The following is a 23,154-nucleotide window of genomic DNA, read 5'->3' as shown; positions in this document are numbered from 1 at the left end:
TCCGAATCGAGCGGAAAGTCATATTACTTGAATGACAGAAATAACCCAATATAATACTTGGAAATGACGTTGCCCCTTCGTATGGGGAGGGGGATGGTGTATGCTAAAATCTAGCAATACCTGTCGATTCATCATTTCCACTTACATTTTTGGAAGTAGTCCCCTATGACATCGTGTATTAAGGCTCATTACTATGGACTTTCGAAATTCAGGATTAACTCTTTTTTATAGGAATACAAATAAAAATAGGGAGGATCAGGAATTTCACCTGCCCCACCCTATTTCATTGAATGATCTAAAGATCCAAATCGGTTACAGCGCCTCTTGATGCGGATGATACCAGCTTTGCGTATTTCGCCAGCACGCCTGATTTAAATTTATGCGGAGGCTTGACCCACTCGCTCGCTCTTGCTGCCAGCTCCTCAGGCGTAACATTAAATTGAATTTCCTGCGCTTCGCTGTCTATCGTAATGAGATCGCCCTCTTGCAGCAGCGCAATGGGACCGCCTACCTGCGCTTCCGGCGATACATGTCCGACAACAAAGCCATGCGAGCCGCCGGAGAAACGTCCGTCGGTTAGTAGCGCCACCTCGCCGCCCAAGCCTTTACCTACAATCAAGGCGGTAACAGAGAGCATTTCCGGCATGCCGGGACCGCCTTTAGGTCCAGCATATCGAATGACCAGCACATCGCCTTTGACGATTTCGTCATTCGTAATGGCAGCTGTCGCCTCCTCCTCGCTATTGTAAACCCGTGCAGGACCGGTAAACTTTAATTTTTTCATGCCTGACATTTTTGCAACTGCACCCTCTGGAGCAAGATTGCCTCTTAGCACGACGAGCGGCCCCGTTGGTTTCAGCGGGTTCTCGAAGGGACGGATGACCTGCTGATTTTCCTTCAATGGCTGTGCTTCCGCTAAGTTTTCTGCTAATGTTTTCCCCGTTACTGTGAGACAATCGCCGTGAAGAAGTCCTTTTTCCAGCAGCAGCTTCAATACGCCCGGTACGCCGCCATTATCATTTAAATCCTGCATCACATATTTGCCGCTTGGCTTTAAATCAGCAAGATGCGGGACAAGCTTGCGGATTCTCTCGAAATCGTCCAACGTCAAATCTACCTCGACCGAGTGCGCCATAGCCATGAGATGAAGCAGCGCATTCGTCGATCCACCTAGAGCCATAACGAGCGTAATGGCATTCTCGAACGCTTTTTTAGTCATAATATCACGCGGCCGAATGTCCTTCTCAAGGAGCTCAATCACCGTTCTGCCCGCTTCTGCGCATTCAACCGCTTTATAGGAGGAAATCGCAGGCGTGGATGATGAACCAGGCAAGCTCATGCCCAAAGCTTCAACGGCTGAAGCCATTGTATTGGCTGTATACATGCCGCCGCATGCGCCAGCGCCAGGACATACGCTGCATTCTATTTCATGGAGCTCTTCATCCGTCATTTTTCCTTCTTGATAATGTCCGACCGCCTCGAATGCCGTTACGATATCCACGTCTTTACCGTTATGCTTGCCCGGCTGGATCGTACCGCCATAAACATATACAGCAGGCAAATTCATTCTGCCTATCGCCATCAAACATGCAGGCGTATTTTTGTCGCAGCCGCCAATGGCAACCAAGCCGTCGAAGCGTTCTGCATTTACGACAATCTCAATGGAATCGGCAATGACTTCCCTGCTTGGGAGCGAGAACAGCATCCCTTCATGTCCCATGGATATGCCGTCAGATACGGTAATCGTATTAAAAATCAACGGGGCTCCTCCATGCGTACGAACCCCTTCCTTTGCCTGTACTGCAAGTTTGTCAATATGTACATTGCATGGCGTCACTTCACTCCATGTACTTGCTACGCCGATCATAGGCTTCTTAAAATCTTCATCCTGAAACCCTACCGCTCTTAGCATCGCACGGTTCGGAACACGGTTTACCCCTTCACTAATCACTTTGCTGCGAATACGTAAATCCTTTTTGTTTTCCATGGAAATCACTCCTCGTTTATAACAATTAATGCGTATAAATCACGCATCGGACGCAGAAGATTTTGTTTCATTAGCTCTGATGCCTGCTCACGCTCGCCATTCTTCATAGCGGCAATGATTGAATCATGCTCCTGAACAGACGCTAATGTAGCGGAAACAGGCTGCTTGAGAAACAAATATTTAAATCTTCGGATATGCAATTGAAGCGACGAGCTGTACGTTGAAACATACGGATTGTCTGAAATTTCAATAATGAGATTGTGAAATTGTTCATCCAGCTCCATCGCTTGATAAGGTTGACCCTGCTTTATCGCATCAGCGAATTGCGCATTGATCGCTTTCAATTGTTCAATATGCTCTGCCAGTATGGCTTCAGTGGCCATCTCGGCTGCAAGCCCGTGCAAGGCTGCGAGTGTAGGATACAATTTTAAAATATCAGTCTTCTCCATCCTTTTAACCTTTGTATAATTCCCAGGATGTACCTCGACTAATCCTTGAACCTCAAGAAGCTGGAGTGCCTCTCTGACCGGTGTTCTGCTGACGCCCAATGCTTCTGCTAATTCAGCATCACCGAGTCTTTCCCCTGGCTGCAGCGTTCCATCTATGATCCAGCGCTGGATTTGCGAGTATGCACGTTCTTTGGCTGACATTCGAATCGGAGTGGAATAATGGCTTGGAATAGGCATTTGAATCCTCCTTTATACGAGAAATATATCGCATATATATGCAAATATCAATATATTTATTTGTGAACTCTCTTTTCAAAATAGCAATCCATAAGAAACCTGATTCGAATCGATATGATAAGATGAAAACAGGTTGAATTTCATTAAGTGAAGGAAAGGATGTTGTCAAATGGCAAAATATACGATCTTTATCAAGTCGGAGGATGCTAGAGCGCAGGCCGAATTTTATTTTCAGGCTTTAGGCGGCGAGATCCAGTCTATTATGACGCACGGACAATTGCCAGATGCAAGCGAGGAGCTCAAGGACAAAGTTTTGCATCTCTGTGTTCACGCTGGCGGGGTTAACTTCTTCATGTCGGACTCCGTGTTTGAACCGATCGTTAAAGGGAACAACGTCCTTTTGAATCTCGACTTCGAAACAGCAGCCGAAGCCCGGCAAGCCTTCGAGAACTTAGCAGCAGGCGGCCGCATTACCCATCCGTTAGAACCTGCCTTTTGGGGCTCGTTGTTTGGAGAAATCGAAGATAAGTTCGGATTCCATTGGATGATTACAGCACCGCCGGATGGCCCCCAAGTTTAATTCAATTTCAATTCATCATGAATTTGCTGTACGAGGCTGCCCGTTTATTAGGCTGGCCTCTTTTTGTTATAGACGTAAGAATACAATTGTGAGCCACTTATACAAGGGTTTGTCCGTATGGTTGTCGAATAGTGTCGGAGATATGATTTTCTCCAAAAGCATAGGATTAGGAGGATGACGATCGATGTCGTTCTTATTCAACGCCGGCGATTACCCGCAGAGCCCTGGCTGCTATCTGATGAAGGATGATCAGGGGGCTATTCTCTACGTCGGCAAATCAAAAAATTTACGGAGCCGGCTGCGCTCTTATTTTACGAAAAATCACATATACAGAAAAATAACCCAGCTCGTTGATGAAATATCATCCATTGAGGTCGTGCTTGTAAATAACGAATCAGAAAGTCTTCTGCTGGAAAACAATCTCATTAAAATACATAAGCCTCCGTATAATCGTGCGTTAAAAAAAGAAAATAGCGGCTATGCATATTTGCAGCTTACAGCAGAGCCGCTTCCCCGGCTCGATGTCTATTACCGCAATCGCAAGCGCAGTCATGGAGGTTCTGCAACAAGTGACGCACATCGTCTTGGCCCTTTCAAAAGCGCTCGATTTCGAGATGCCTTACTTGAATTCGTCACGGAGCATTATGGGCTTCGCACCTGCAAAGCGATGCCCAAGCAGGTATGCTTGCTGTATCATATCGGCAAATGCAGCGGAGTTTGCGAAGGCAAAATATCTGAGGGCGATTATTTGGAGCATACGCGCCAAGCATCGGCGCTTCTCGCTAATCGAGGGCAAGGCTTGATCGAAACCTTATACGCTAAGATGGAAGCCTATGCGGCAAAATTGGAGTTTGAGAAAGCACAGCAAATGCTGCTTAGCATCCGCAATCTGGAGCAGGCAGCAGACAAGCAGATCGTAGATCGTGAGGCAGTCATTGATCAAGACGTGCTTTATTTCGGGGAAACGCATGTGCTGGTGGCAAAGGTTCAAGAAGGCATGCTGCGCGACTTTCAGCTGTTTGAGCTTGAACAAGCAGGTAGTAACGGGGCATGTGACCAGTTTCTAATGACTCGTTACGCCGAGGCTAGCCCTGACGAATTAATCGTAAACACCATTGAGGACAAGAAGCGAGTACGCGCAGCCATAAGGGCAAGCGGGAAGAAGCTGCCCGCCATTACACAACCGAAGCGAGGGCTGAAATTCGATTTGCTTCAGCTGTGCAAATACAATTACGATTATCGAATAGAGCGGCTTCGTTGCCAGCAGAGCCTCATTCACACCTGAAGAAACCTCTAAGTAATTGATTTGCAGCTTACTGCGAAAAAAAATCCGCTAGTCAGCTTAGAATAAGTTAACTGGCGGATTTTACGTTCATTTATCGACGACTTGCAGTACGGTAAGCTCATACGCTGCCTCTCCGACTCGGATGATGGTGTTAGCTGGTAGATCGACCTGCTCGCCTAAGTCTGCAATAACCCGGCTCGCATATCCTTCTTGCTCAGGCTGGTTGCTGGGTATTGGGCTTCCAGATGCAGAGCCAGCATCATTTGTGCTGTCCGATTCCTCGCTTGCGGCATCATCGGTCGCAGTATCTCCATCTACAACAGGCGTTTCTGTAGGCTGGATCGTAGACGGTGCATCGGACTCCGTCGCAGCCGAATCTGTGGAATCCGCAGGAGTCTGTGTTTCCATCTCCCCCGCGCCGCAATTTGAAGATACCTTTAACGCCTTGTATTCAACAACTTCAGCACCCAGCGGCTCTATTGTTAATGAATCCGGTGCAAACTGAGCGCAAGCTGCTGCATCCTTAAACGCAAATACGAGGGAGGTCGTTGCCTCTTGCTCAATGTTTGCCGCATTTTGCTCTGCGTAAACGAGCGTTTCCGGCATCGTTATGCCCACTTCAGCAGTAGGCGTCACCTCAGGCAAAGCTCCGCCCACCTGCGTCTTCTCTCCCTTGCCAGCGAATGATTGCATCATGCCCGCAACGACCAAAACGATGCCAATCGCCGCAACAGATGTAATCAGCGTCGCTTTACGATTCCGGCGAAAAAACTTGGAAAGCGGCGAGGAAAGCTCCCGCTCGGCCTGCTTATATACGGCAGTGAGAGCTGGGCCAGCCTTATCGAAGAACTGCTTCCAATTTACGCGTTTCTTGAAAGCATCCCGGTCATATTTCTCGAAATAACCGACTATAGCCGTTTTATAAGCAGGCACGAAGCCTCTCGATCTCATGAAATCCGGATGCTTCTCCGACAGTTGGAAAAATCGGTATATCATCTCTTTATCCGGTGCATTCCGCTGCAAATAGTCAAGCAGACCTACATAATCTACCGATTCCAAATCCGAGCTGCTGAGATAAGCCAGCACATGTCGCGGAGCATCTGCAAGCTCCAGCTGTCCTGCAAGTATCCGGCGCCCTGTCAGCTGCACACGGTCGATCTCTGCCGGTGACAATCGATTGAATACGGCAACCGTCGGCTCTGGCAGCACAAGCCATTCGTACATGGCAAGCAGCGCAAGAGCCGCAGATTTCTGGCGGGGGTCCTGAAGCTGGCTATTCCATCGCTGCAATTGGTCTTTGAAGCTGAGGAAATTCGCTTGCCTCAACTGCTCAATGGTGAGCCTGTCTATATCAAGCTCGGTCAGCATCGTGCGATAAACGGCCAGCTCGAGCTCCTGAATAAGATCTTCAGCATCATCTGAAGCCGGCTTTCCCATTCCAGTCCGAGCTTCCTCACCCAGAATGCGCAGCTGCGCAAGCACGCTGCTTGATGCTGGTAGGGAATAGCTTTCCCGCTCCAGCTTATCCGTCAACTGCTTTCGTGCCAGCGTCTGAAACGGTTCAAAACCATACAGCCTCGGATGAACGCTTCCCCAATGCACTAGCTGCTCCAGTACGCTTTTTGCCCCCGCCACAGCCTTTAGCTTCTTCTCCAGAAAAGAAATGAAAAAGCTGCCTGTCAACGTTGAATCCGTCATCAGCTTCGAAAAGAATGCCTTGCTTAAAGCTGAATCGCTCTCAACGGCTGCATAGATGGAAACAACCGTTTCTTGCACGTTCAGCCTGTTCGATTGATTGAGCGAGTGGATAAAGAAAGTAACGATTTTGCTTTCAATATTTTTGCCGTCGATTCGGTAGTAGTCCTTAAAGATGTCTATTATGAATGGTTCCGGCACTAACCCCTGCCTCACGCGATCGAATTCATAATCAAATCGGGATAGGAGCAAATCATTGAGCCGCATCTTGGAATCAAGCGAGCCTGCTGGCTGCAAATATTCGAGCAAACCGCGGAGCACAGCTGTTTTATGCGCTTCATACAGCGCCTTATTGCCTTCCTCAATCTGATACATCACGCAAAGCTCATGATAAGCAGACGCTGCGATTTGACGATCCGCTCCCATCCCTGCCAGCATGAGCTCCGCAAATTGAAAGAAGCTGGCCATATGCTGAGGGCGCTCCAAATGATCCCATGCGAAATCCAAATACGGCTGATCCGTACCGTCCAGATCGACGTTTATGATCCGGCCGTTAGCGAAATCAAATGTATAATCCTTCTCGATGCTTCGGTCCCCAGGGCGCAGGCTTCCCTGCTCCACGAATGTAAGATGCACCGCTTTGCGGCTTTGCGGCTCTTTCGCGTACGTAATAAAGCCAAGCTGCTTGCGATAGGCATATGGCAAGCTTGCATAAATCACCTCAAGCAGCTGTTTTGCTTTGCTCGGAAGCTGCGCGATCGGCACGTCAAGCGATACATAAATCTTCTTCTTGCCGCTGACTGCTGACATTATCGCATGCAGCAGCTGCTTAAATGACTTCTCATCAATGTTCAGCAGCGTTAATAAGGAACGATAGGATGGCTTAATCGCTGAAGCCGCTTGAATCGGCAGGCTGGCTAATTCCGCGATCTCCGTACCCTCAGCAATATTATAACTGCCTGCAAAAGCTGCTTGCAGCCAGCTCTCATAGTCATTTGCATGGTTATTCGCGAGACGCTCTGGAATGATATAGTTATGCGTAAAAAATGCGCTGCGAAGTCCGGTGAAATCCGCTGCCTGATAGACGCTGCGTCCGAGCAGCACATCGCCATTGTCCAGATGTAGCAGATGCATCGTCTCGGGATATGCAGAAGCGTCCTTCTCTCCGCGCGTCGCCAGCTCGGCAGGCGCATCGTATACGCAAAACGGATGAAGCATCTTTTTGATAAAAGAAGGGTCTAAGCCGCTTGATTTGGCGATCGTGTCATAGCCCTCCGTGGATCTGAAAATACCGCGTCTCTCCCGTGCGTACATTTGCTGCTGAATCATCCTGCGGGGCATAGAATCGCGCACTATTCTCTTCTCCCCTCGATGAAGTTCAGCTTATAAAGCAGCCAGATGAAGGGCTCGTCCACACGGATTGGACTAACGACGGTTTGGAGCTTCTGATCCACGGGATTGCTGCCCAGCGCGGATACCGCATAGTACGCCGTATCCTTGAAATAAACGTCCATCGTTCCTTTGAACGGGCGATCGACCTTCTCGATGAAGCGCCTGATTTCGCCGTCGATATTTTCAAATTCGGTCAGATTGAAATAATTGCGGTGCACCATATTGTTGAAAATATTGCTGTTTGATTTAATGTACTCGCCATCCTCATCCTTCAGGGAATGAAGCATGTCGCTCTTCGTCAGTACGACAGCTGTCGGTATATCCGTTTTGTTGTTTTCCTGATACGCAATAAAGTCGCCGAACATCGTCAGGACAACGTCACGCGGCTCGTCGTATTGGGAGACCCATTCGCCCGGCTTATCGCCGATATTCATTCTAATTTTCTCGCGTATGGAACGAATTTGCAGCGGATCAACCATAAGCAGGATGCCTGCCGAGTTTTTAATATGCTGGCCATGCAGGCCGAGGTAATCCTGCTCGACCATACCCTCGCCCGCCACATCGAAGAATACGAGCGTAAGCGGCGGCTTCGAATCATCCTTAAAGACGAATTGAAAAATAAATGGCTCCTGCATCTTCTCCTTTTGCGTGGAAGCAAGCAGATCGCCGCGCTCGAATAGCGGCTCCTCGTAATAGGTGCGGAACTTGCGGCTAATCTCCGCGTTGAGCGGCATGCAGGCCGCATTAAAATGATCCGCCGTCGTATTTTGCAGCGTATGGATTAACGAAGTCATATACACGGATTTGCCAACCTGGGATGCACCAATAATGGAAATGATGTTGCTTGGCACTTTGCCTGCCGTTACCGGAAGCTCGTTATGACATTTCGGGCAAAGCCTTCTGCGCGTCAGCTCGCCGTAACGGTCATTAATGCCGATCAGCACGTGATCGGAGTAAACCCGATGCTCTTCCGGCACGTCCACCGGGTGAAGCACCGCTTCCATATCATGTACGGAATCGAGTCCGAAGCGCTCGCGGTATTTGTTCAGCTCCTCGTCTTCCCCAAGCGCATAATCCTCATCGTCCTCACGGGAATGAGCTGCGCGGAAAACGACCTCATCCGGCGTAAATTTGCTAAAACAATAGGGACAGACGATATCGTAGAACAATGGACGCGGCTTCGCTTCCGGCTTTTTTTTGAAAAGATCGAAAATGCCCATGCGATCTTCCTCCTTTATTCTGAAATCAACTCGTACGTTTGACCGTATGTTCGGCCATCTGTAAAAAACAATCGTATAAAATCCTGTTTGCCGATCTCAATGGCAGGCAGGACATTTTTCCCCGCGGCAAAAGGGGCGACAAACGGATATAACATGCCGTCTTCCTTATTTGCAGGATAGCTGCCCTGCTTCTTCACGTAGCAAAGCACATCCTTTGCAATCGGGACCTCGGTCGACACCTGAATCTGAATCGTTTTGAACTTCCTAAAGAGACCGCCTTTGCTTCCGATCGAATAATAAATTTTAGCCCGTCCGGCACTGATTTCGATACGATTCTCTCGGTTAGGCTGAAGGATGAGCTGCGGTCCTGCACTCCCCTCCAGGCAGGCAAACACCGAAAAGACAAACAGCCCAACACCTTCAATTCGGCTATGATAGCCGTTATTCGCTTTATACTCAGCCTTCGTGTACAGCTTCAGGTGATGAGTGTCCGGCGTTCCGTCCTCTAACTGATCGGCTGGCTTTTTCCCAATATAAACCGCTTCTATCCCACCCGGCCAAATCCAGCGCAGCGTGCAGCGGTCCTCCTCGACTGCGCGAGTCAAGCCGCTGATGACCGGAGAACCGTCCTCTGCATCGATAAAACGCATTTAAATCCGCCTCCCGCATCGTTTAAAATCCATGACTGCGGCTATCCTTCGTCCGTCCGCTTATGCCCGTAGATGGACGGTCGCTTGTGCTGCTTTTTCTGCCGCCTCCGCGAAGTCTTGGGCTATTGCTGTCTTTAACTGGAACAATAAGCGTAAATACGCTAATAATTGCCGCCAGTACGAGCACCGCAAATAAACGGGATAATCCATCTGAGATCATATGACCGGATAATCCGGAGTCCAATATGAAGCCTGCCAGCAAGCCGCCTGCTATACCTCCAGCGCCAAAGCTGACCGCCAAAAATCGATTGTCGAATACCAGCCCAAGCGAAACGCCTATGCCAGCACCAATAATGGCCAAGCATAAAATACGAAGCAGCGTATAAAACGTACTATCTGCAAGCTTGCCCGTACGCTCTGTCAGGAGCGTCTGCTTATCAATCTTGTCGTATATATTTTGGAAAACGAGTCCCAGTCCGTTCGCTTCCGTCACATCATAGTAGCTTCCGCCAGTCGAATCCGCAATTTCCTTGAGCAATGCTGAGCCTCTAGCGTCAACCACGCTTAGACCAACCGTATTCACGGCAATTTGCTGCTCTTGATACGCCGCAATTTGCTCATTCAAGCTGGATTCGCTGAAGCCGTCCGACAGCAGGATGACCATTTTGCCGCGATCAGCGTCCCCCATGCCCTTGATTGTGTTCATCGATTCATCAAGCGCTAGACTGAAGTTTGTACCTCCATTAGTCGGCTCAATCGCATCGATCGCGGCATTTACGGTATCCTTCTCAGCCTGCGTGCTTACGCTTGTAAAGGGCTGAAGCAATTCAGCAGCATCGCTAAAGGCAACAACAGCCACCCGCTTATCGCTTTCCATGTTGGCAATCAGCTGCTTCGCAGCTGCATACCGCTCATTGTCAGGATCGGTCTCAAGCATGCTCCCCGAATTATCGATCGTCAGCACGATATCCTTTACCGGCTTCGCGCCGCCGAATTGCAGCCCATAAATCAGCTGAACCAAGCCTCCGACTGCAAACAGCAGCAATAACGTCGCCGGCACAAGCAGCTTCCACGACAAGGCGGTGTAACGCTGCCGCCAAGAAGAGCCGTTTAAGCGCGGCGCTATCAACTCAGCAATGAGGCAGAACAGCCCAATGCCTAAAGCGACGACGCCAAAATAAAGGCCGACAACGACGAAGCGCGGCCAGCCCTCCGACAATTGGCCCAATACCAATTCGCCGATTGCGAAACCGATTGCGCCGCCTATTAAGCTGAACAACAGCAGAAACCCATTTATTTTTCTTTGCATAATGACAGCACCCCTCTCCCTTGCTAGTAGACCAGCGCGACTAATGATGTATACCGGTCAGCGAAGCTTAGGCAGATGGGCTGGATCTAGCACGTGAAATTCGTACCCATTCTGCAAATAGGTTTCATAATATACTTTGCCGTTCCGGTAATACATCAAATCTTCTAAATGAAAGCCGCCCATTAAGTTTAATTTCAGAGCGCCGCTGCTGCGCTTCTCGTGGACGCAGCCGAGCTTGTAAATGCGTGACGTTTCGTCAACGCCAAGCGCATAGCGGATAAACTCGCTCTCTCGATCTCCGAACAAATACTTTTCCTCAGAACGATGCTCGTGAGTGTAGTCGAGAAGGCGGATGTTAATGGACGCGTTGTCCTCCAGCGTATGGTACAGCTGGCGGAACAGCTCCTCCCGCGTCAAGGCTTTGCGATTGCTGTAAGCCACGGATACATTCGCCCGCAGCAAGAGCTCCTCCTCGAATGGATGAGCAAACGGCTCTGCTGTCAACAATTGCTTGCGGCAAACATCGATCAATCGCGCTAAGAGCGCGGAATCTCCTTGCTCCAGCAGCTCCGTTGCGCTGCCCACGTACCGTTCCTCAAAAAACGCCGATGCGCCGCGTTTTTCTTCTATATCCTTCATGACGCCTTCGGTTACGCGCTCATAATATTCATAGATGTTCTGCCCGATATAATCATCTGCCGAGCGAATGCTTTGCAGCGCAGCCGCCTTGAGCTCTGCCCCAAGTGTATTCATCTGTTCTACTCTCATACGATACTCTACATGCAGCTGCTCCAGCTCGCGCGCGAACCTTCGATACAGCGCAAGCTCTGTCTCCGTACGCAGCAGCTGCCATTTCAGAAGGTAGACCGTATCAAAGAAGACGCGTATAAAGGAGCGAAGATTTTGCTTATCCATAAACGGTAGGCGTTGAAATTTCAAATCCTCGACGCGCGAATCGCGGGTACGTTCAAGCTCCTCCTGAGCAAGACCGACCTCTCTAGTCAAATCTCGTATTCGGGCATGAACAGCGTTCAACGCGCTGCCCGGTTCATTCTCATCGGTCCACTCGGACACCTGATAGAAGCTGACCTGCGGCTGCTCCTTCCGATTTCGGCTGATGATGCGGCGCAGCTCATCCATAGGCTTGTGTTCACCAAGACGGATAGCTGCTGCATCGGCAAAATGTTTGCGGAAAAAGGCTTCGCAGCCTTCGCCGAACAATGCTTCCTCCGCTTCATGCAGCGACATACGGCGCAGCTGTTCAAAACGAATGCCGCTCGTTAAGAGACCCGTCATATCAACAAGGTTATCCTCGCTCGGAACGATTTGAGCGATTCGCGCCTCCATCGTCTCAGCATCAAGTCCGAAGAACGCCAGCTTGTCTTTGCTCGCAAGCTCAGGCATCGTCTGCAGACGTGCTGCCAGCTGCTCAAAGAAATGGTACAGCACGGTCAAAGCGATGGAATAATCAGGGCGCTTCACTTTGGCTAGGCCAGCCGAGACGAAGCCCTGCCTTCCTGATTCGGACATGAGACTATTTCGGAACGACGAATTGTTGTAGCTTCCGTCATTCGATTGAATATGTGCGTCCTTGCGCTTCCTGTTCTTCAACAGGAGAATATGGCAAATGATTTCATAGTTATCCAGCATGCCGTTCAAGGTTGTCATACCCCGCTCGTTGCGGTCAGATAAAATATAGACCAGATCAAATAGCGGAGAGTGCTTATGAACGACAGGAATCGCAAGGCCATCGCTGGTCACCTGAAGGTTCGCGGAGTACGAATAATCCAGCTGCTGCATCCCCTCAAGCTCACGAAGGAAGCCAATTCCCGCAGCACCCGCATAGCCGAAAGTCTCTGACTGCTCCCGCTCGTTAATTAGGGCGTACAAATCCATTTGCACCGATTTGAAGAGCTGCAAAAATATCGATTGCGCAAGCAGCGATATTTCCGGAACAAGCACGTTCATAGGATCGTCAACCCTTGTGATAACGGCAAGGTGAAGGCGATCGAAGGAAGCATACAATCGGCCATAGTCGGCAATCGTATCGCTAACTTGGCGCAGCGCCCTGTTGAGAGCAACCAAGCAGCGCCCCTCCTCGCGGAAGGAAACTGCTATATTCTTGCGCACCGACTTGTTATCGCTTTTATCCTTCGTTAGACCGGTCAAAGGGACTCGTATAACCTTTGCCGCTGATCCGCTATTTCTCGCCACGCGATCGGCTGTCACCGGGTTACTCTGCTTCCCCTGCTCTGTGCTGGCATCTCCTTCTCCGGATGATACATGGAGGTAAATAACACCGGCATTGTTATCCCATTTCAGCTCATTCGAGCGAGTCATCGGCTCAATCGCTTGTTCCGCTTCATCGCCGATGAATAGAAATACGGTCGGATAATGAATGCTGCTCTGATCATCCTCAAGGCCTCTTAGCTTCTGTTCGGAGGCCGAATAATCGGCCGCAAATTGATCCAGCATGACTCTCATATCTATTTCAACTTTCTGCGAATTTCATTAAGTTTAGAAGTCATTTCCTTGTAGAACCGGTGCAGCTCCTCGCCGTTTGCCAGCTCGACCTTCTCGTACTCCAAACGCTCGCGTGCATCAAGGAAGGTACCGAACAGCTCCTCCAGCTTGTGAAGCAGCAGCTTCGTATCCTCGCTTGCCGTCAATTCATTGACTCTGCGCGCCGCTTTGCGCATAAGTGTGCTGCGGTTTTTCTCCTCAAGGCGGCGGAAGCTCTCGAACACTTCATGCTCGACGTAGCTGCTGCTCTTCATCAGGTTAGCGAAAGGCGACCAAGCTTCCTCCTCGGCATCACGGTCGTACACGTAAAGCGCACCCTTCTTGCAAATCGTATCCGTGTACAACGCCTCGATAAATTGATCAAGCCATTTTTCTTCATCCTGATGCTGATGAAGCAGCAGCTCAAGCTCGTTTGCTTTAATGGCAAGCGACTCATACTTCGAGAGTTCCTCGCGAACACGACTCAGCTGCTCCGGCGAGCGAATGAGATTCTCCTGCGCCAGCTCCTCTGTGAAGCTTCCGAAAATATCTTTTGTCGATTCAAGCTCCAGCCCTTCGGAAAGCAGACGCTTCAATTCGTTTAACGCTCGTTTCACCTCGCCCAAATTAGGCTTAGCAGCATCCAGCTGCATATTGAATGGCTTTAGCGCATCAGCAAGCTGGAACGGCTTCGTGAAGCGAACCGAATAACGGCTGCTCGTATTTTGATCAATGCCCTTCTCTACAATAACGCGGAAGCTCTCTGCCTTTGCAAACTCGGCGCGAACTCTTGCATTATAGCTTTGCACACGTGGATTGACGTACGTATCTCCCCATGACTTCTCCGGAATCGGAGACGGCAGGTACGTCCAATTGTTGCGATCGGTTTGCACCAAGTGACGACCGATGCCTTCCTTATCCAAAATCGTTCGCTCATAGCTTTCCTCATACACTTTAAGCGGCGTATAAACGAATAAAGGCACGCCGTTTCTCGTATTCAGCCAGAAAATCCGGTTTTTCACTTCGCTTTCCTTAATCGTGAAGTGGGATTTTCCGATCGAGTTATTTTGATAATTCCGAATGCCTCGCAAAATGCTAGGCGCCTGTACAGGCACCGATACGAATCCCCATGAAGGCACATGCAAATTGCCTGAGCTGTTGCTCAGATGGAATACAGGAACGGCTTCCTCATCCAGCTTGCTCGCAATATGGCGTTCAACAAACTTCTCGATCGATTCATCGTTCCCGTATTTCATAACAAGAAACTCTTCCATCGATTTCGTAATGAGGTCGCCGAATTTATCGGTCAAAAATTCCGAGATCGAGCTGACGATATCGATTTCCTGTTCCTTCACCCATAGGTTGGAGTGATCGAGCAGCTCCTGCGTAAAGTCGCGGATCAGATCATCCCCGTCCTTCTTATCCATAAGACGGCTGATGACATCGGAAATGTCAGGCACCCCGACGATATTCCAATAATACGTTTTGTTTCCCTTATGGTCAGCCTGCTCTTCGCCACTCGTGAGAATATCGCCGTTTTTGGCAAAGATCGTATTAAGTACATTTAAAATTTCAGTGAACACGTTATAGATCCGGTTGTTCTCGTTGTTCAGAAGCTGGTGCAGATCCTCATAAAATTCGATGAGCTGCTCCATCCGCTCCACGTCCGCAAGCAGCCAATATTCATTGATTTTCGCTTCAATATAATTGTTTTTCTTCTTGTCCTTGGACACGAATGCGCTCTTCGCATCGCCCATGCGCTCTTCCGCTTGCTCTCTAGCTGCTTCAATCTCTCTCGGCAGCCGCGACAGTCCTTCGCGTAGCGTCTCAATATAAGAAAGCATCATCTTCAATAAGCAGAAGCCTTTCTCCGTATACAAGAGACGAGATACGTAGAACGGTCCCTGCTCCGGATGTAGGAACGTGCGGCGAATTTGATCAGTAAATTGTCCTACGATTTCGCCTGGAAGCTGTTTCTTAGCCTTGATGTATTCCTCACGCGCACGGGCCAAGAAGTTTTGCTCCAGCTCGGTATCCATATTAACGGCTTGCATCTTGATCACGTTGTTGTAGCTGAGACGCTCGCTGTTCTCGAAGCCTGGAAGCGGCTCAGGCACGCGCGAATCGAACGTCTTCATCATCGTTTCGAGATCGATGCCAAGCTTGCGCGCAAACTTTTCCACGTCGTCCTGGCTTGGCGCTTTCTCGAACATTTTGTCCATTTTATTAAAAAGCCGGTAAGCCAAATAAGTAGTCATTTCCTCAATCGGCAGTACGGCCGAGGAAGCTCCAATGATGTTGTAGTCGTAGTTAGCCGGATACATCTTGTTCATTTGGGCGATATTCGTCCGAATATTGCTAATATAGTCGTGAATGGCGAATTCTTCGCCAGACTGCTTTTCCTCGCTGGAAATAAAGTTCGTAATGTTCTCCGCCGTCACGTTCATGCAGTAATCGTAGGCATTTTCGAGCAGCTTGCCTTCCGCATTTGTCGCCGAAATAAGATGGCATAGATTAAAGGGCGGAAGCGGTGAGTTTACAGATAGGATATTGCCATATTGCTGCCTGAACCGCTCACCCCTGCTGTCCACATTCATCCAATAATCAAGTTCCTTCAGCGCCGCATAGCCGTTTTTCCTAATGTACTCGCGTGTATGATCGCTCAAGCTTTTGTTCGATAGGTTGATGTCCGGCGTGAACAAATAACCCAGCGTATTGACCCGGTCGATGCCTGCAGCACCATGATCGCGCTCGATAATGCCTCTAACAATATACGAAATATCGAGGAAGCAGCCGCTTCCCGTTCCGCCGGATAAGCCGGTAAGCAGAAATACCATCAGCTTCTTGTTTGTACCCACAGACAGCGTCTTAATTTTTTTATCGATGCTTTGCACAACTTGGTTGATCTTTGTGAACAGCAGCAGCCGTCCTGCTTGGCGCACGCCAGCCGCACCGTTCATGCCATCGGTAATGCTCAGCTCCGGCGACAGCCAATCGGTAATGTACGGCTCCAAAATGCTGCGGTTTTGCAGCAATCCGCCAACCTCGGCGTTGGATAGCAGCACAAATTCGTTGATCGGATCGAGGCCGATCCCTTTATATTTTTTATTGCGGTCCTGTTCATTCGTCTCGAAGGCAAGAAACTCGACGTTATCGGGCTTATCCATCTTTCTCTTGGAAACCGGGTCCTCCGGCAGCTTAAAGCGGCGGTTAATTTGATATTTCAGGCGAAGCAGCGCATCAATGCCTGTGCCGCCAAGTCCAATAATCAAGATCGGGTTATCGATGGTGTCCACTCGAATTTTCTCGCTGACAATTCCTCCGCCTAGCGAAACGTCGAGCTGTTGTATATGTTCTCTTACGATTGGTTTCATTGTTTACAACCTCCATTGCTCTATTTAAACGAGATACTCGATAAAAATCGTTTTATCCACTTGCTTAAGCGAAACCGTAATGCGGTCTCCGCTCTTCATTTCAAAATCACGCGTCGCATCGATTGCACGTCCCGACTTCTCTATCGTGCATGTGGAGCCGTTTTGGAGCACGATGCGGTCGTTGCTGCCTGGTTTAAAGACTACTTTCTCGGTCTCCTTCAGCTCAGGCGCCAGCTGCAGCAGCTGGTGAAGCAGCAGCTTGCCCTTGAAGGCCGTCAGCTTCTTGTACTGCGGCGACGTTTTGTCACCTGTATTCTCGTCACGGATCTCAATGACGAGCTGGCCGACAAAGCCGCGGTTCGCCTGCTTTAGCAGACGCAAGATGAAATAGGCTGCTGCCAGCAAAACCACTAAGCCTAACGCACCGATAATGACAGGCACAAGCGGGAATTGCTTCTTTTCTGTATCTGCTGGCTGATCTGGCGCAGTCTGCCCCGCCCCCCCTGATTTGGCCGTAATCGTTACCGGATCGGTTTCTCGGAAGAAGCTTTCCTCCTCCGCTTTAACCCTGATCTCATAATCATGCTCGTCAGCAACTTTGTATGTTCCTTCGAAATGATCACCAGCATTTTGCAGCGGTACTTCCTCGGTTTTACCTGTGTCCAAATCTTTAACGAGCAAAACCGCTCTCATGTTGCTGTATTGCTCCTCATCGACCAACTTTTGTCCGCCGCTAACCAGATAAGAGCTGAATTTCACATTATCGCCCTTCGAATAGCTAGTCTTCGCAAGCGGGTCCATCGCCAAGCTCAAATCATAGTTGAAGATGAGATTAATATCGATTTTATCGCGATTCACACCTTTGACCTGCAGCGTCCAATCACCTTCAGTCGGTGTAAGCAGCTTGATCAGGGAGTAGCTCTTCGACTTTGAAAGCAGGACGTCATCCGACGGAATCGGTACGTTTTTGCCGGACGGGTCAAGCAGCCTCGCTTCAACCGGCTTCGACGACATAATCGAAATGTTCGCTTCCAGCACATTCGCATTCGGAACCGATATTTTCACGTCCTGGTAGCTTCCATTAGCTGTAAACGAATCGACAGGAACGACGTTCAGCTCAAGATGACTAGCGAATATTTCGCTTAATATTTGCGGCAGATCATCTGCCGAGTTGGTTGAGAACGATTTGCCTCCGGTTACGTCAGAGAGCTTGGCTAATGCTTCCTTATTTAATTTGCCATTTGCATTCAGCCCAATCGTATAGATCGGCACATCTTTGTCATTCGCTTCTTTTAAGGCTTTCTCCATGTCCGCATCGGACTGGGCCTGCGTTCTGCCGGAATTATCATTAAAATCGTTATTGCCGTCAGCCAGCAAAATAATCATCGGCTCGTGGTCCGGATCAGCGCCGTCATCCAAAATTTGTACGGCTTCCTTTACTCCGACGGATACGTCGGTATAAGCACCGCGATTCAATTGGTCGATAAAGCCCTTCAGATTCTCCTTATCCGCGGCCGACTCGATCTCAAGCAGCGCCTTCTCGCGCTGAATTTCATCGGTATAGGCAACGACCCCTACACGATCCCCCTTGGTCGACAGCATGTCGATGAACATCTTCATCGCTTCGTTGCCGATTTTGCTTGGATCGCTTTTACTCATTGAATGACTTACATCAAGCACCAGCACCGCATCGATTTGCGAGGCTCCTTGAGCCGCATGTGCCGTAGATAAGCTGCCAAACGGCAGCAGCAGCATGGCGGAAGCCATTATAAGTTGACGAGAAAAACGTTTTAGTCGATTCATAATTGTACTCCTTTGTAATAGGACAAACGGTTCTCGCATGCTAGTCCGATAGTCACTGTTAGTCACTGCTCCAAGTATAATGTTATACTATAAAATAAGTATACCTGATAGATTTCCATAAATCACTTTTACTGTAAGCGAGGTACAGCACATGGTTACATACGTCTGTCTTGGACTATTGTTTCTTTTTGTCACAATCAGCGTCATCAGCTATCGTTCGAGCAGGAGACGAGCCCCTTCTCCCGAGCAAGTCAGTAAGCTGGTCTTATCTATTCTAAAAAGCAGCGGGCAGCGTGATCGCGAATGATTAAGAATAAGCTGCCGGTAATACTCAATCCTTCTATTAAATCACGCTTTCCTTATGAGAAGCTTAAAATTTGCCGCCGCTGCAATCACTTTACTGTACTCGGCGAATCGGAATGCCCGGTATGCCGCAAGTCTGCCCTGCAACATGTGGAGAAACGGGCAGCCTCCATTTTACAGCGTTCGATGTGGAGATCGCGGCTTATTGTATTGCTAATCATGACCGTTGGCCTAGTGATGAGCGAGTCCACGATGCAGACTAGTCTTTTCGCCGCAGGGTCTCTGCTTTTACTCGCTCTATTATGGACGATACAGAGAAGGTCGACCCCTGCACTTTTACTCTCGCAGCTTGAAAAAATTTTTCGAAAAGAAGCTTATACACTCTTTGCCGGCCTTGTAAATGACCGAGAAAGCGCCATAAAAGTATTTCATAGCGGCGACAAACCGCTCGCTTATGAAATGCTTCGTGAAATTGGAGCACTTGTCCATACCGACCAGCTTCGGGTCGAGCAGATCTTGCTGCTCCAATCATTCGTGCTGCGCAAGGACATGGATCTAATGCTGGATCCGCTGCTGATGGATCACTTCAATCCCGATCTTGTCCGTTATATAGGCGAGATTGCAAAAATTAGACGGGACCTCATAAAAGAAAACACGTTCCGCTATGTTATGCTACATGAAGCCCAAATTTTGAGGATGGAGCATGGCGAGAGCATTCTGGTTGGAGTAACCGGTGCTGCGGTCAGAATGAAGAGATACATTTCGCTGTATCCCTACTTGATAATGCGCTACGCACGCAAGCTCCCTAAGGACCGCTTTCTGCGGCTTTATCGGATCATTCAGGACAGTCCGAACTCGAGTTCCAGCGCTTTATACGCAGAGGTAATGGATATTTATAACGAAAAGTATAAATGGGATGAAGACTTCCAGCTCAAGAGCAAACAACGTTGATTTTCAAACTAAATGTATAGCAAATGGGCGCAATCACGTAAATGTGATTGCGCCCGTATTGCAATGACTTCTTAAACGTTAGAAAAAGAGGTGGAGCAATTGTCAGCCGACGATCAGAATACATCATCCGTTTATTACTGTAAACCAGCCAAATTTAATGGTCTTCCCGATCGATTAGAGACGGTGGACTGGAGCAGCTGCAGCCATATCGAATTATCGGACACCGTCACGGGGCTGTCGCCATTAGAACAAACGGAGGTTCAAGCCTGCTGGAGCACAGACAGCTTGTACGTCCGATTCTTATGTCAGGACAATCATATCGTATCGGATTTCACCCAAAAGGACGATCCGCTGTACGAACAGGATGTCGTAGAATTGTTCATTGACGAAGAAGGGCTTGGACGAAGCTATCTTGAGCTTGAGGTCAGTCCGCGGAACGTCATTTTTGATGCCAGGATTAAGAACGATGGCAAAGCTTCCGTTACAGGGACCGATATGGAATGGAGCTTCACTCAGCTTCATACGATAGTCGAAACCGTTGACGAGGGAGTATTATGCTACAGCATCCGCATTCCTTCCATTAATTTCAAGCGCAAGCCTGTACCTGGAGTCAGCTGGAAAGTTAATTTTTACCGAATAGACGAAGGAAAAAATGGCGTCAGGCAGTTTCAAGCTTGGCGGCCGACTCTTGCCATTAATTATCATACACCGTCGAGATTCGGGACGTTGGCATTCGTTAGTAATGGTTGATAAAATGGTCCCTCACATGAGAAATAATGATAGAGCAGTCCATCGATTATCGGCGGACTGCTCTATTTTTTTAGTGGTGATCATGCATGAGCGATTTTGGGTTGACCGATTTGCCCAACAATGCCGTTTCGAACATATCGATAATTTCTAAAAAACGTTCCGCTTCCCGGAACACATGATCGGCCAGCAAAGGATGTATGATGCTTTTTATTCTACATGCCTCGATCAAAGTCTGAGCTGTTTTCTTGAAATCTCTAAGCGACTTTACGGAAACCCTATTTTGATCCAAAAATTGTCCCAATAATGGTACGGTTTGAGATTGCGGGCGCATAGAATCTAAATCCTGGGCTTGGAACAATAGCTGATCAAAATCATGACTAAATTCATTTGCCTGATCAATTAATTTCCGTTCAGATGGATCAAGTAGATGACTAATGAACTTTGCATGATCCGCCATAATTTTTAAGAAAAACACATTTTCATCGATGATAGCGTCGGGCAATGGTTCTAAAATGCCTTGATTAAGATCCGATAATCGATTTCTAAAATAATTTGCTTCCCTGCTTACATGATCAACCAGAAGAGGGAAATTATTTTGTCCGGGAAGCTGACAGGTCAGAATTAAACCCAACACTTTTCTTTTAAACGCCCAAATAAAGCTTACTGCGGTATGAACCTCCGTATTAAACTGCATGATTTCTCGAGGGTCAGTATCAAGTCTGTAAGAGATCGCTCGCTGTTCGATGTTCTCAAAAATGGCATAGAATTGATTTGCTTCATCAATAAGCTGTTTGTCTTCCGCCCTGAATCCAAGCCTTAGAAATAAGGAATGCTCCTTCATAATCCGTGCCCAAAAACGCACTTCATCCAAAGAACGGGCAACAAACAAATCCGACATGCATTCACCTCCCAGTTAATGTTTACTTAAATACTGTATTAACGGGAGGCGCTTTTATGTATGTTCGTATTAAAAATAAATGGAGCAATAAATCCCATAAAAAGGGATATCGAATGATTGGAACAAGCATATGGCGGATTTACCGCAGCTGGCGATATGGCCTACGGAACCTATTGAGGAAGAAAACGACCAGCAGCGTTGGATGTGGAGTACGGAAGAATACGCGGAATACTTTCGAAGCCAGCAGGATTAGCCTTTAACATGGGCATCAGGGGCCTTGTCCGATACGAGATTTAAGACGATGCCATGCTCAAGAAGCGCCTTTAGCCCGCAAAGAACAATCGTAAATCCTTCGGTTGAATCTAAAGCTTGTCTTACGATTTCATCCCCATTACCTTTAAAGCCTGAGTTTGTAATCGTAACAAAGGTTACGTTCTCTGCCATGGGAGTAAAGAGCCACTCGACTGTGGTGCCAAAATCAATGAGGATTCGTTGATTTTCCACGATTTCTTTTACAATAACATCAGCAGAAGCACCATACATCTCCCAATCCCATTGAATACGTTTTCCCGCTTCCAATTTGCCGCTGCTTTTGGTGAACCAAAATTTCGTCGTAACCGCAGGATCGATAAAAGCCTGAAATACATCAGCAATTGGCTTTCGAATAAGCATTTCTGTTTTTGCAATAGGTTCATCGTTAAGAATTGCCATCATGTTAACTCCTTTCGAATTTCTATTACCCCTTCACTCCATGTACAATTAACGTGATTTTCTCATGTTAATTTCCTCAAAATGGCGCTGGAAATTCATTTAACTGGAAATACTCCTGTTAATCTATTGAAATACGCCATGAACAGGTAAAACAAAAGGAATTAACGGGAGAAACTCCATCTATTAGCAGAATAATTGCTATCAGCGCTAAATTAAAAGGAGAAATTCCTGTTAAGCCTTCAACAGATGGCTCGGGGAGCGCGAATCGCGATTAAAAGTCGATGTCTGCCAAGTGCAGATTAATTGAACGTTCTAGTTGGATCCCGCCAGAGGGTTGTAGAGTTTATATGAGTATTCATACATATCCCACAATCAGCTTTGCTTGGAACTCTTATCATTACTTTCTATATTACTTTCTGTCTTCAATCATATGGTAAAGATCAAGCTTCCAAATACCATCTTCTTTCTTTACGCCATATGCGACTGATTCTTTATGGGCCCCTATCGTTACAGTAAGGATCACCGTTAACCCTTCCTCAGCCTCCTCTTGCGCTGATTCTCCCTCATCCAATTGAATGGAATCGTAATAGCGGTATTTTATGGCCGAGTCGAGCATGTCCCTATCTAGATAGTCCCGATATTCCTGGATAAACGTATCTCGATCCGGCAATTTACCATTGTTATAAGTAAGGTCGTAAATGACATCCTCATCAAGGATACTGGCAGCATGCAGGTAAGTAATGACCGTCTCCTCCGGGGAAAAGCTTCGAAAGTGTTCCTTAACCTTATCGGTTCTAAATAATTCGTAGGCTCTCACTTTCTCATCCGGCAGTTGATCCAAGTAAGAAAAACTTTTCTTTGGCTCATTAATCGGCTCTTCTTTAGTGATGACGGCTTCCACCTGAGGCGCAGTTGTTTCTTGTATCTCAGGGGCAAGATTAGACCCCAGACAACCTGTTAATAAGAATATAAAAACGCATATCGTTATCGTTAACTGGATTCTCTTATTCAAATGATCACTCCTTTCTGAGAGAAACATTGAGAAGCTACGATACTAT

General features: G+C 48.1%; 17 protein-coding genes. 5 read left to right on the top strand and 12 right to left on the bottom strand.

Annotated elements, in window-relative coordinates:
- Window positions 1–295: 295 nt before the first annotated feature.
- Window positions 296–1,987, bottom strand: coding sequence for a dihydroxy-acid dehydratase (gene ilvD, locus AC2TDN_RS24195; RefSeq protein ID WP_484690452.1), 1,692 nt, complete (start codon window positions 1,985–1,987; stop codon window positions 296–298).
- Between the two features lie 5 nt (window positions 1,988–1,992).
- Window positions 1,993–2,673: a GntR family transcriptional regulator gene (locus AC2TDN_RS24190; protein ID WP_482069516.1), complete on the bottom strand. Its 681-nt coding sequence runs from the start codon at window positions 2,671–2,673 to the stop codon at window positions 1,993–1,995.
- A gap of 169 nt (window positions 2,674–2,842) precedes the next feature.
- On the opposite strand from AC2TDN_RS24190, the gene AC2TDN_RS24185 reads away from it, so the two are divergent.
- Together AC2TDN_RS24185 and AC2TDN_RS24180 are read left to right on the top strand one after the other, a co-directional pair.
- Window positions 2,843–3,253 (top strand): VOC family protein, encoded by a 411-nt coding sequence (locus AC2TDN_RS24185; RefSeq protein WP_482069515.1) that lies wholly within the window; start codon window positions 2,843–2,845, stop codon window positions 3,251–3,253.
- Between the two features lie 184 nt (window positions 3,254–3,437).
- On the top strand, window positions 3,438–4,538 hold the full coding sequence (locus AC2TDN_RS24180) for a GIY-YIG nuclease family protein (protein WP_484690451.1): 1,101 nt from the start codon (window positions 3,438–3,440) through the stop codon (window positions 4,536–4,538).
- Window positions 4,539–4,625: 87 nt separating this feature from the next.
- On the opposite strand, the gene AC2TDN_RS24175 is transcribed toward AC2TDN_RS24180, so the two are convergent.
- Genes AC2TDN_RS24175 through AC2TDN_RS24145 form a run of 7 tightly spaced genes read right to left on the bottom strand, consistent with a single transcriptional unit; the run spans window position 4,626 to window position 18,483 of the window.
- Window positions 4,626–7,586 (bottom strand): GAP1-N2 domain-containing protein, encoded by a 2,961-nt coding sequence (locus AC2TDN_RS24175; protein WP_484690450.1) that lies wholly within the window; start codon window positions 7,584–7,586, stop codon window positions 4,626–4,628.
- Window positions 7,586–8,845 carry a TRAFAC clade GTPase domain-containing protein gene (locus tag AC2TDN_RS24170; protein WP_482069512.1) on the bottom strand — a complete coding sequence of 420 codons (1,260 nt, stop codon included), beginning with the start codon at window positions 8,843–8,845 and terminating at the stop codon, window positions 7,586–7,588. The genes AC2TDN_RS24175 and AC2TDN_RS24170 overlap by 1 nt, the downstream gene beginning before the upstream one ends.
- A gap of 14 nt (window positions 8,846–8,859) precedes the next feature.
- On the bottom strand, window positions 8,860–9,495 hold the full coding sequence (locus AC2TDN_RS24165; protein WP_484690449.1) for a beta-mannanase: 636 nt from the start codon (window positions 9,493–9,495) through the stop codon (window positions 8,860–8,862).
- A gap of 22 nt (window positions 9,496–9,517) precedes the next feature.
- Window positions 9,518–10,804 carry a vWA domain-containing protein gene (locus AC2TDN_RS24160; RefSeq protein WP_482069510.1) on the bottom strand — a complete coding sequence of 429 codons (1,287 nt, stop codon included), beginning with the start codon at window positions 10,802–10,804 and terminating at the stop codon, window positions 9,518–9,520.
- A gap of 57 nt (window positions 10,805–10,861) precedes the next feature.
- Window positions 10,862–13,288, bottom strand: coding sequence for a transcription initiation factor TFIID (locus AC2TDN_RS24155; protein ID WP_482069509.1), 2,427 nt, complete (start codon window positions 13,286–13,288; stop codon window positions 10,862–10,864).
- 2 nt (window positions 13,289–13,290) lie between these two features.
- Entirely contained in the window at window positions 13,291–16,680 is a 3,390-nt protein-coding gene (locus AC2TDN_RS24150; protein WP_482069508.1) for a tubulin-like doman-containing protein, read from the bottom strand.
- 24 nt (window positions 16,681–16,704) lie between these two features.
- Window positions 16,705–18,483 carry a vWA domain-containing protein gene (locus AC2TDN_RS24145; RefSeq protein ID WP_484690448.1) on the bottom strand — a complete coding sequence of 593 codons (1,779 nt, stop codon included), beginning with the start codon at window positions 18,481–18,483 and terminating at the stop codon, window positions 16,705–16,707.
- A gap of 303 nt (window positions 18,484–18,786) precedes the next feature.
- Between AC2TDN_RS24145 and AC2TDN_RS24140 the strand changes: the two genes are divergently transcribed.
- Window positions 18,787–19,737, top strand: a complete 951-nt coding sequence (locus AC2TDN_RS24140) for a hypothetical protein (protein WP_482069506.1) — start codon at window positions 18,787–18,789, stop codon at window positions 19,735–19,737.
- A gap of 99 nt (window positions 19,738–19,836) precedes the next feature.
- The gene (locus AC2TDN_RS24135) at window positions 19,837–20,487 is read left to right on the top strand and encodes a carbohydrate-binding family 9-like protein (RefSeq protein WP_482069505.1); all 651 of its coding nucleotides are present in this window, start codon (window positions 19,837–19,839) and stop codon (window positions 20,485–20,487) included.
- 70 nt (window positions 20,488–20,557) lie between these two features.
- Here the strand turns inward: AC2TDN_RS24135 and AC2TDN_RS24130 are convergent, their stop codons facing one another.
- Complete coding sequence (locus AC2TDN_RS24130) at window positions 20,558–21,385, bottom strand: DUF2935 domain-containing protein (RefSeq protein ID WP_482069504.1); 828 nt, start codon at window positions 21,383–21,385, stop codon at window positions 20,558–20,560.
- Between the two features lie 130 nt (window positions 21,386–21,515).
- On the opposite strand from AC2TDN_RS24130, the gene AC2TDN_RS24125 reads away from it, so the two are divergent.
- On the top strand, window positions 21,516–21,638 hold the full coding sequence (locus AC2TDN_RS24125) for a hypothetical protein (protein ID WP_482069503.1): 123 nt from the start codon (window positions 21,516–21,518) through the stop codon (window positions 21,636–21,638).
- Here AC2TDN_RS24125 and AC2TDN_RS24120 read toward each other — a convergent pair.
- Both AC2TDN_RS24120 and AC2TDN_RS24115 read right to left on the bottom strand, forming a co-directional pair.
- Window positions 21,635–22,096, bottom strand: a complete 462-nt coding sequence (locus AC2TDN_RS24120; protein ID WP_482069523.1) for an SRPBCC family protein — start codon at window positions 22,094–22,096, stop codon at window positions 21,635–21,637. The genes AC2TDN_RS24125 and AC2TDN_RS24120 overlap by 4 nt on opposite strands.
- Before the next feature lie 409 nt (window positions 22,097–22,505).
- Window positions 22,506–23,108: a hypothetical protein gene (locus AC2TDN_RS24115; protein WP_482069502.1), complete on the bottom strand. Its 603-nt coding sequence runs from the start codon at window positions 23,106–23,108 to the stop codon at window positions 22,506–22,508.
- Window positions 23,109–23,154: the final 46 nt, after the last annotated feature.

Source organism: Paenibacillus sp. Y660, from assembly GCF_057221575.1.
Note: the sequence above shows the minus strand (reverse complement) of the source record. Positions and strands in the feature narration are given on the sequence as shown.

Bases quoted from the DNA above. Each gene is read 5' to 3' on its own strand.
- ilvD (WP_484690452.1), bottom strand. From the start codon at position 1,987: ATGGAAAACAAAAAGGATTTACGTATTCGCAGCAAAGTGATTAGTGAA.
- AC2TDN_RS24190 (WP_482069516.1), bottom strand. From the start codon at position 2,673: ATGCCTATTCCAAGCCATTATTCCACTCCGATTCGAATGTCAGCCAAA.
- AC2TDN_RS24185 (WP_482069515.1), top strand. From the start codon at position 2,843: ATGGCAAAATATACGATCTTTATCAAGTCGGAGGATGCTAGAGCGCAG.
- AC2TDN_RS24180 (WP_484690451.1), top strand. From the start codon at position 3,438: ATGTCGTTCTTATTCAACGCCGGCGATTACCCGCAGAGCCCTGGCTGC.
- AC2TDN_RS24170 (WP_482069512.1), bottom strand. From the start codon at position 8,845: ATGGGCATTTTCGATCTTTTCAAAAAAAAGCCGGAAGCGAAGCCGCGT.
- AC2TDN_RS24165 (WP_484690449.1), bottom strand. From the start codon at position 9,495: ATGCGTTTTATCGATGCAGAGGACGGTTCTCCGGTCATCAGCGGCTTG.
- AC2TDN_RS24160 (WP_482069510.1), bottom strand. From the start codon at position 10,804: ATGCAAAGAAAAATAAATGGGTTTCTGCTGTTGTTCAGCTTAATAGGC.
- AC2TDN_RS24155 (WP_482069509.1), bottom strand. From the start codon at position 13,288: ATGAGAGTCATGCTGGATCAATTTGCGGCCGATTATTCGGCCTCCGAA.
- AC2TDN_RS24150 (WP_482069508.1), bottom strand. From the start codon at position 16,680: ATGAAACCAATCGTAAGAGAACATATACAACAGCTCGACGTTTCGCTA.
- AC2TDN_RS24145 (WP_484690448.1), bottom strand. From the start codon at position 18,483: ATGAATCGACTAAAACGTTTTTCTCGTCAACTTATAATGGCTTCCGCC.
- AC2TDN_RS24140 (WP_482069506.1), top strand. From the start codon at position 18,787: ATGATTAAGAATAAGCTGCCGGTAATACTCAATCCTTCTATTAAATCA.
- AC2TDN_RS24130 (WP_482069504.1), bottom strand. From the start codon at position 21,385: ATGTCGGATTTGTTTGTTGCCCGTTCTTTGGATGAAGTGCGTTTTTGG.
- AC2TDN_RS24125 (WP_482069503.1), top strand. From the start codon at position 21,516: ATGGCGGATTTACCGCAGCTGGCGATATGGCCTACGGAACCTATTGAG.
- AC2TDN_RS24120 (WP_482069523.1), bottom strand. From the start codon at position 22,096: ATGGCAATTCTTAACGATGAACCTATTGCAAAAACAGAAATGCTTATT.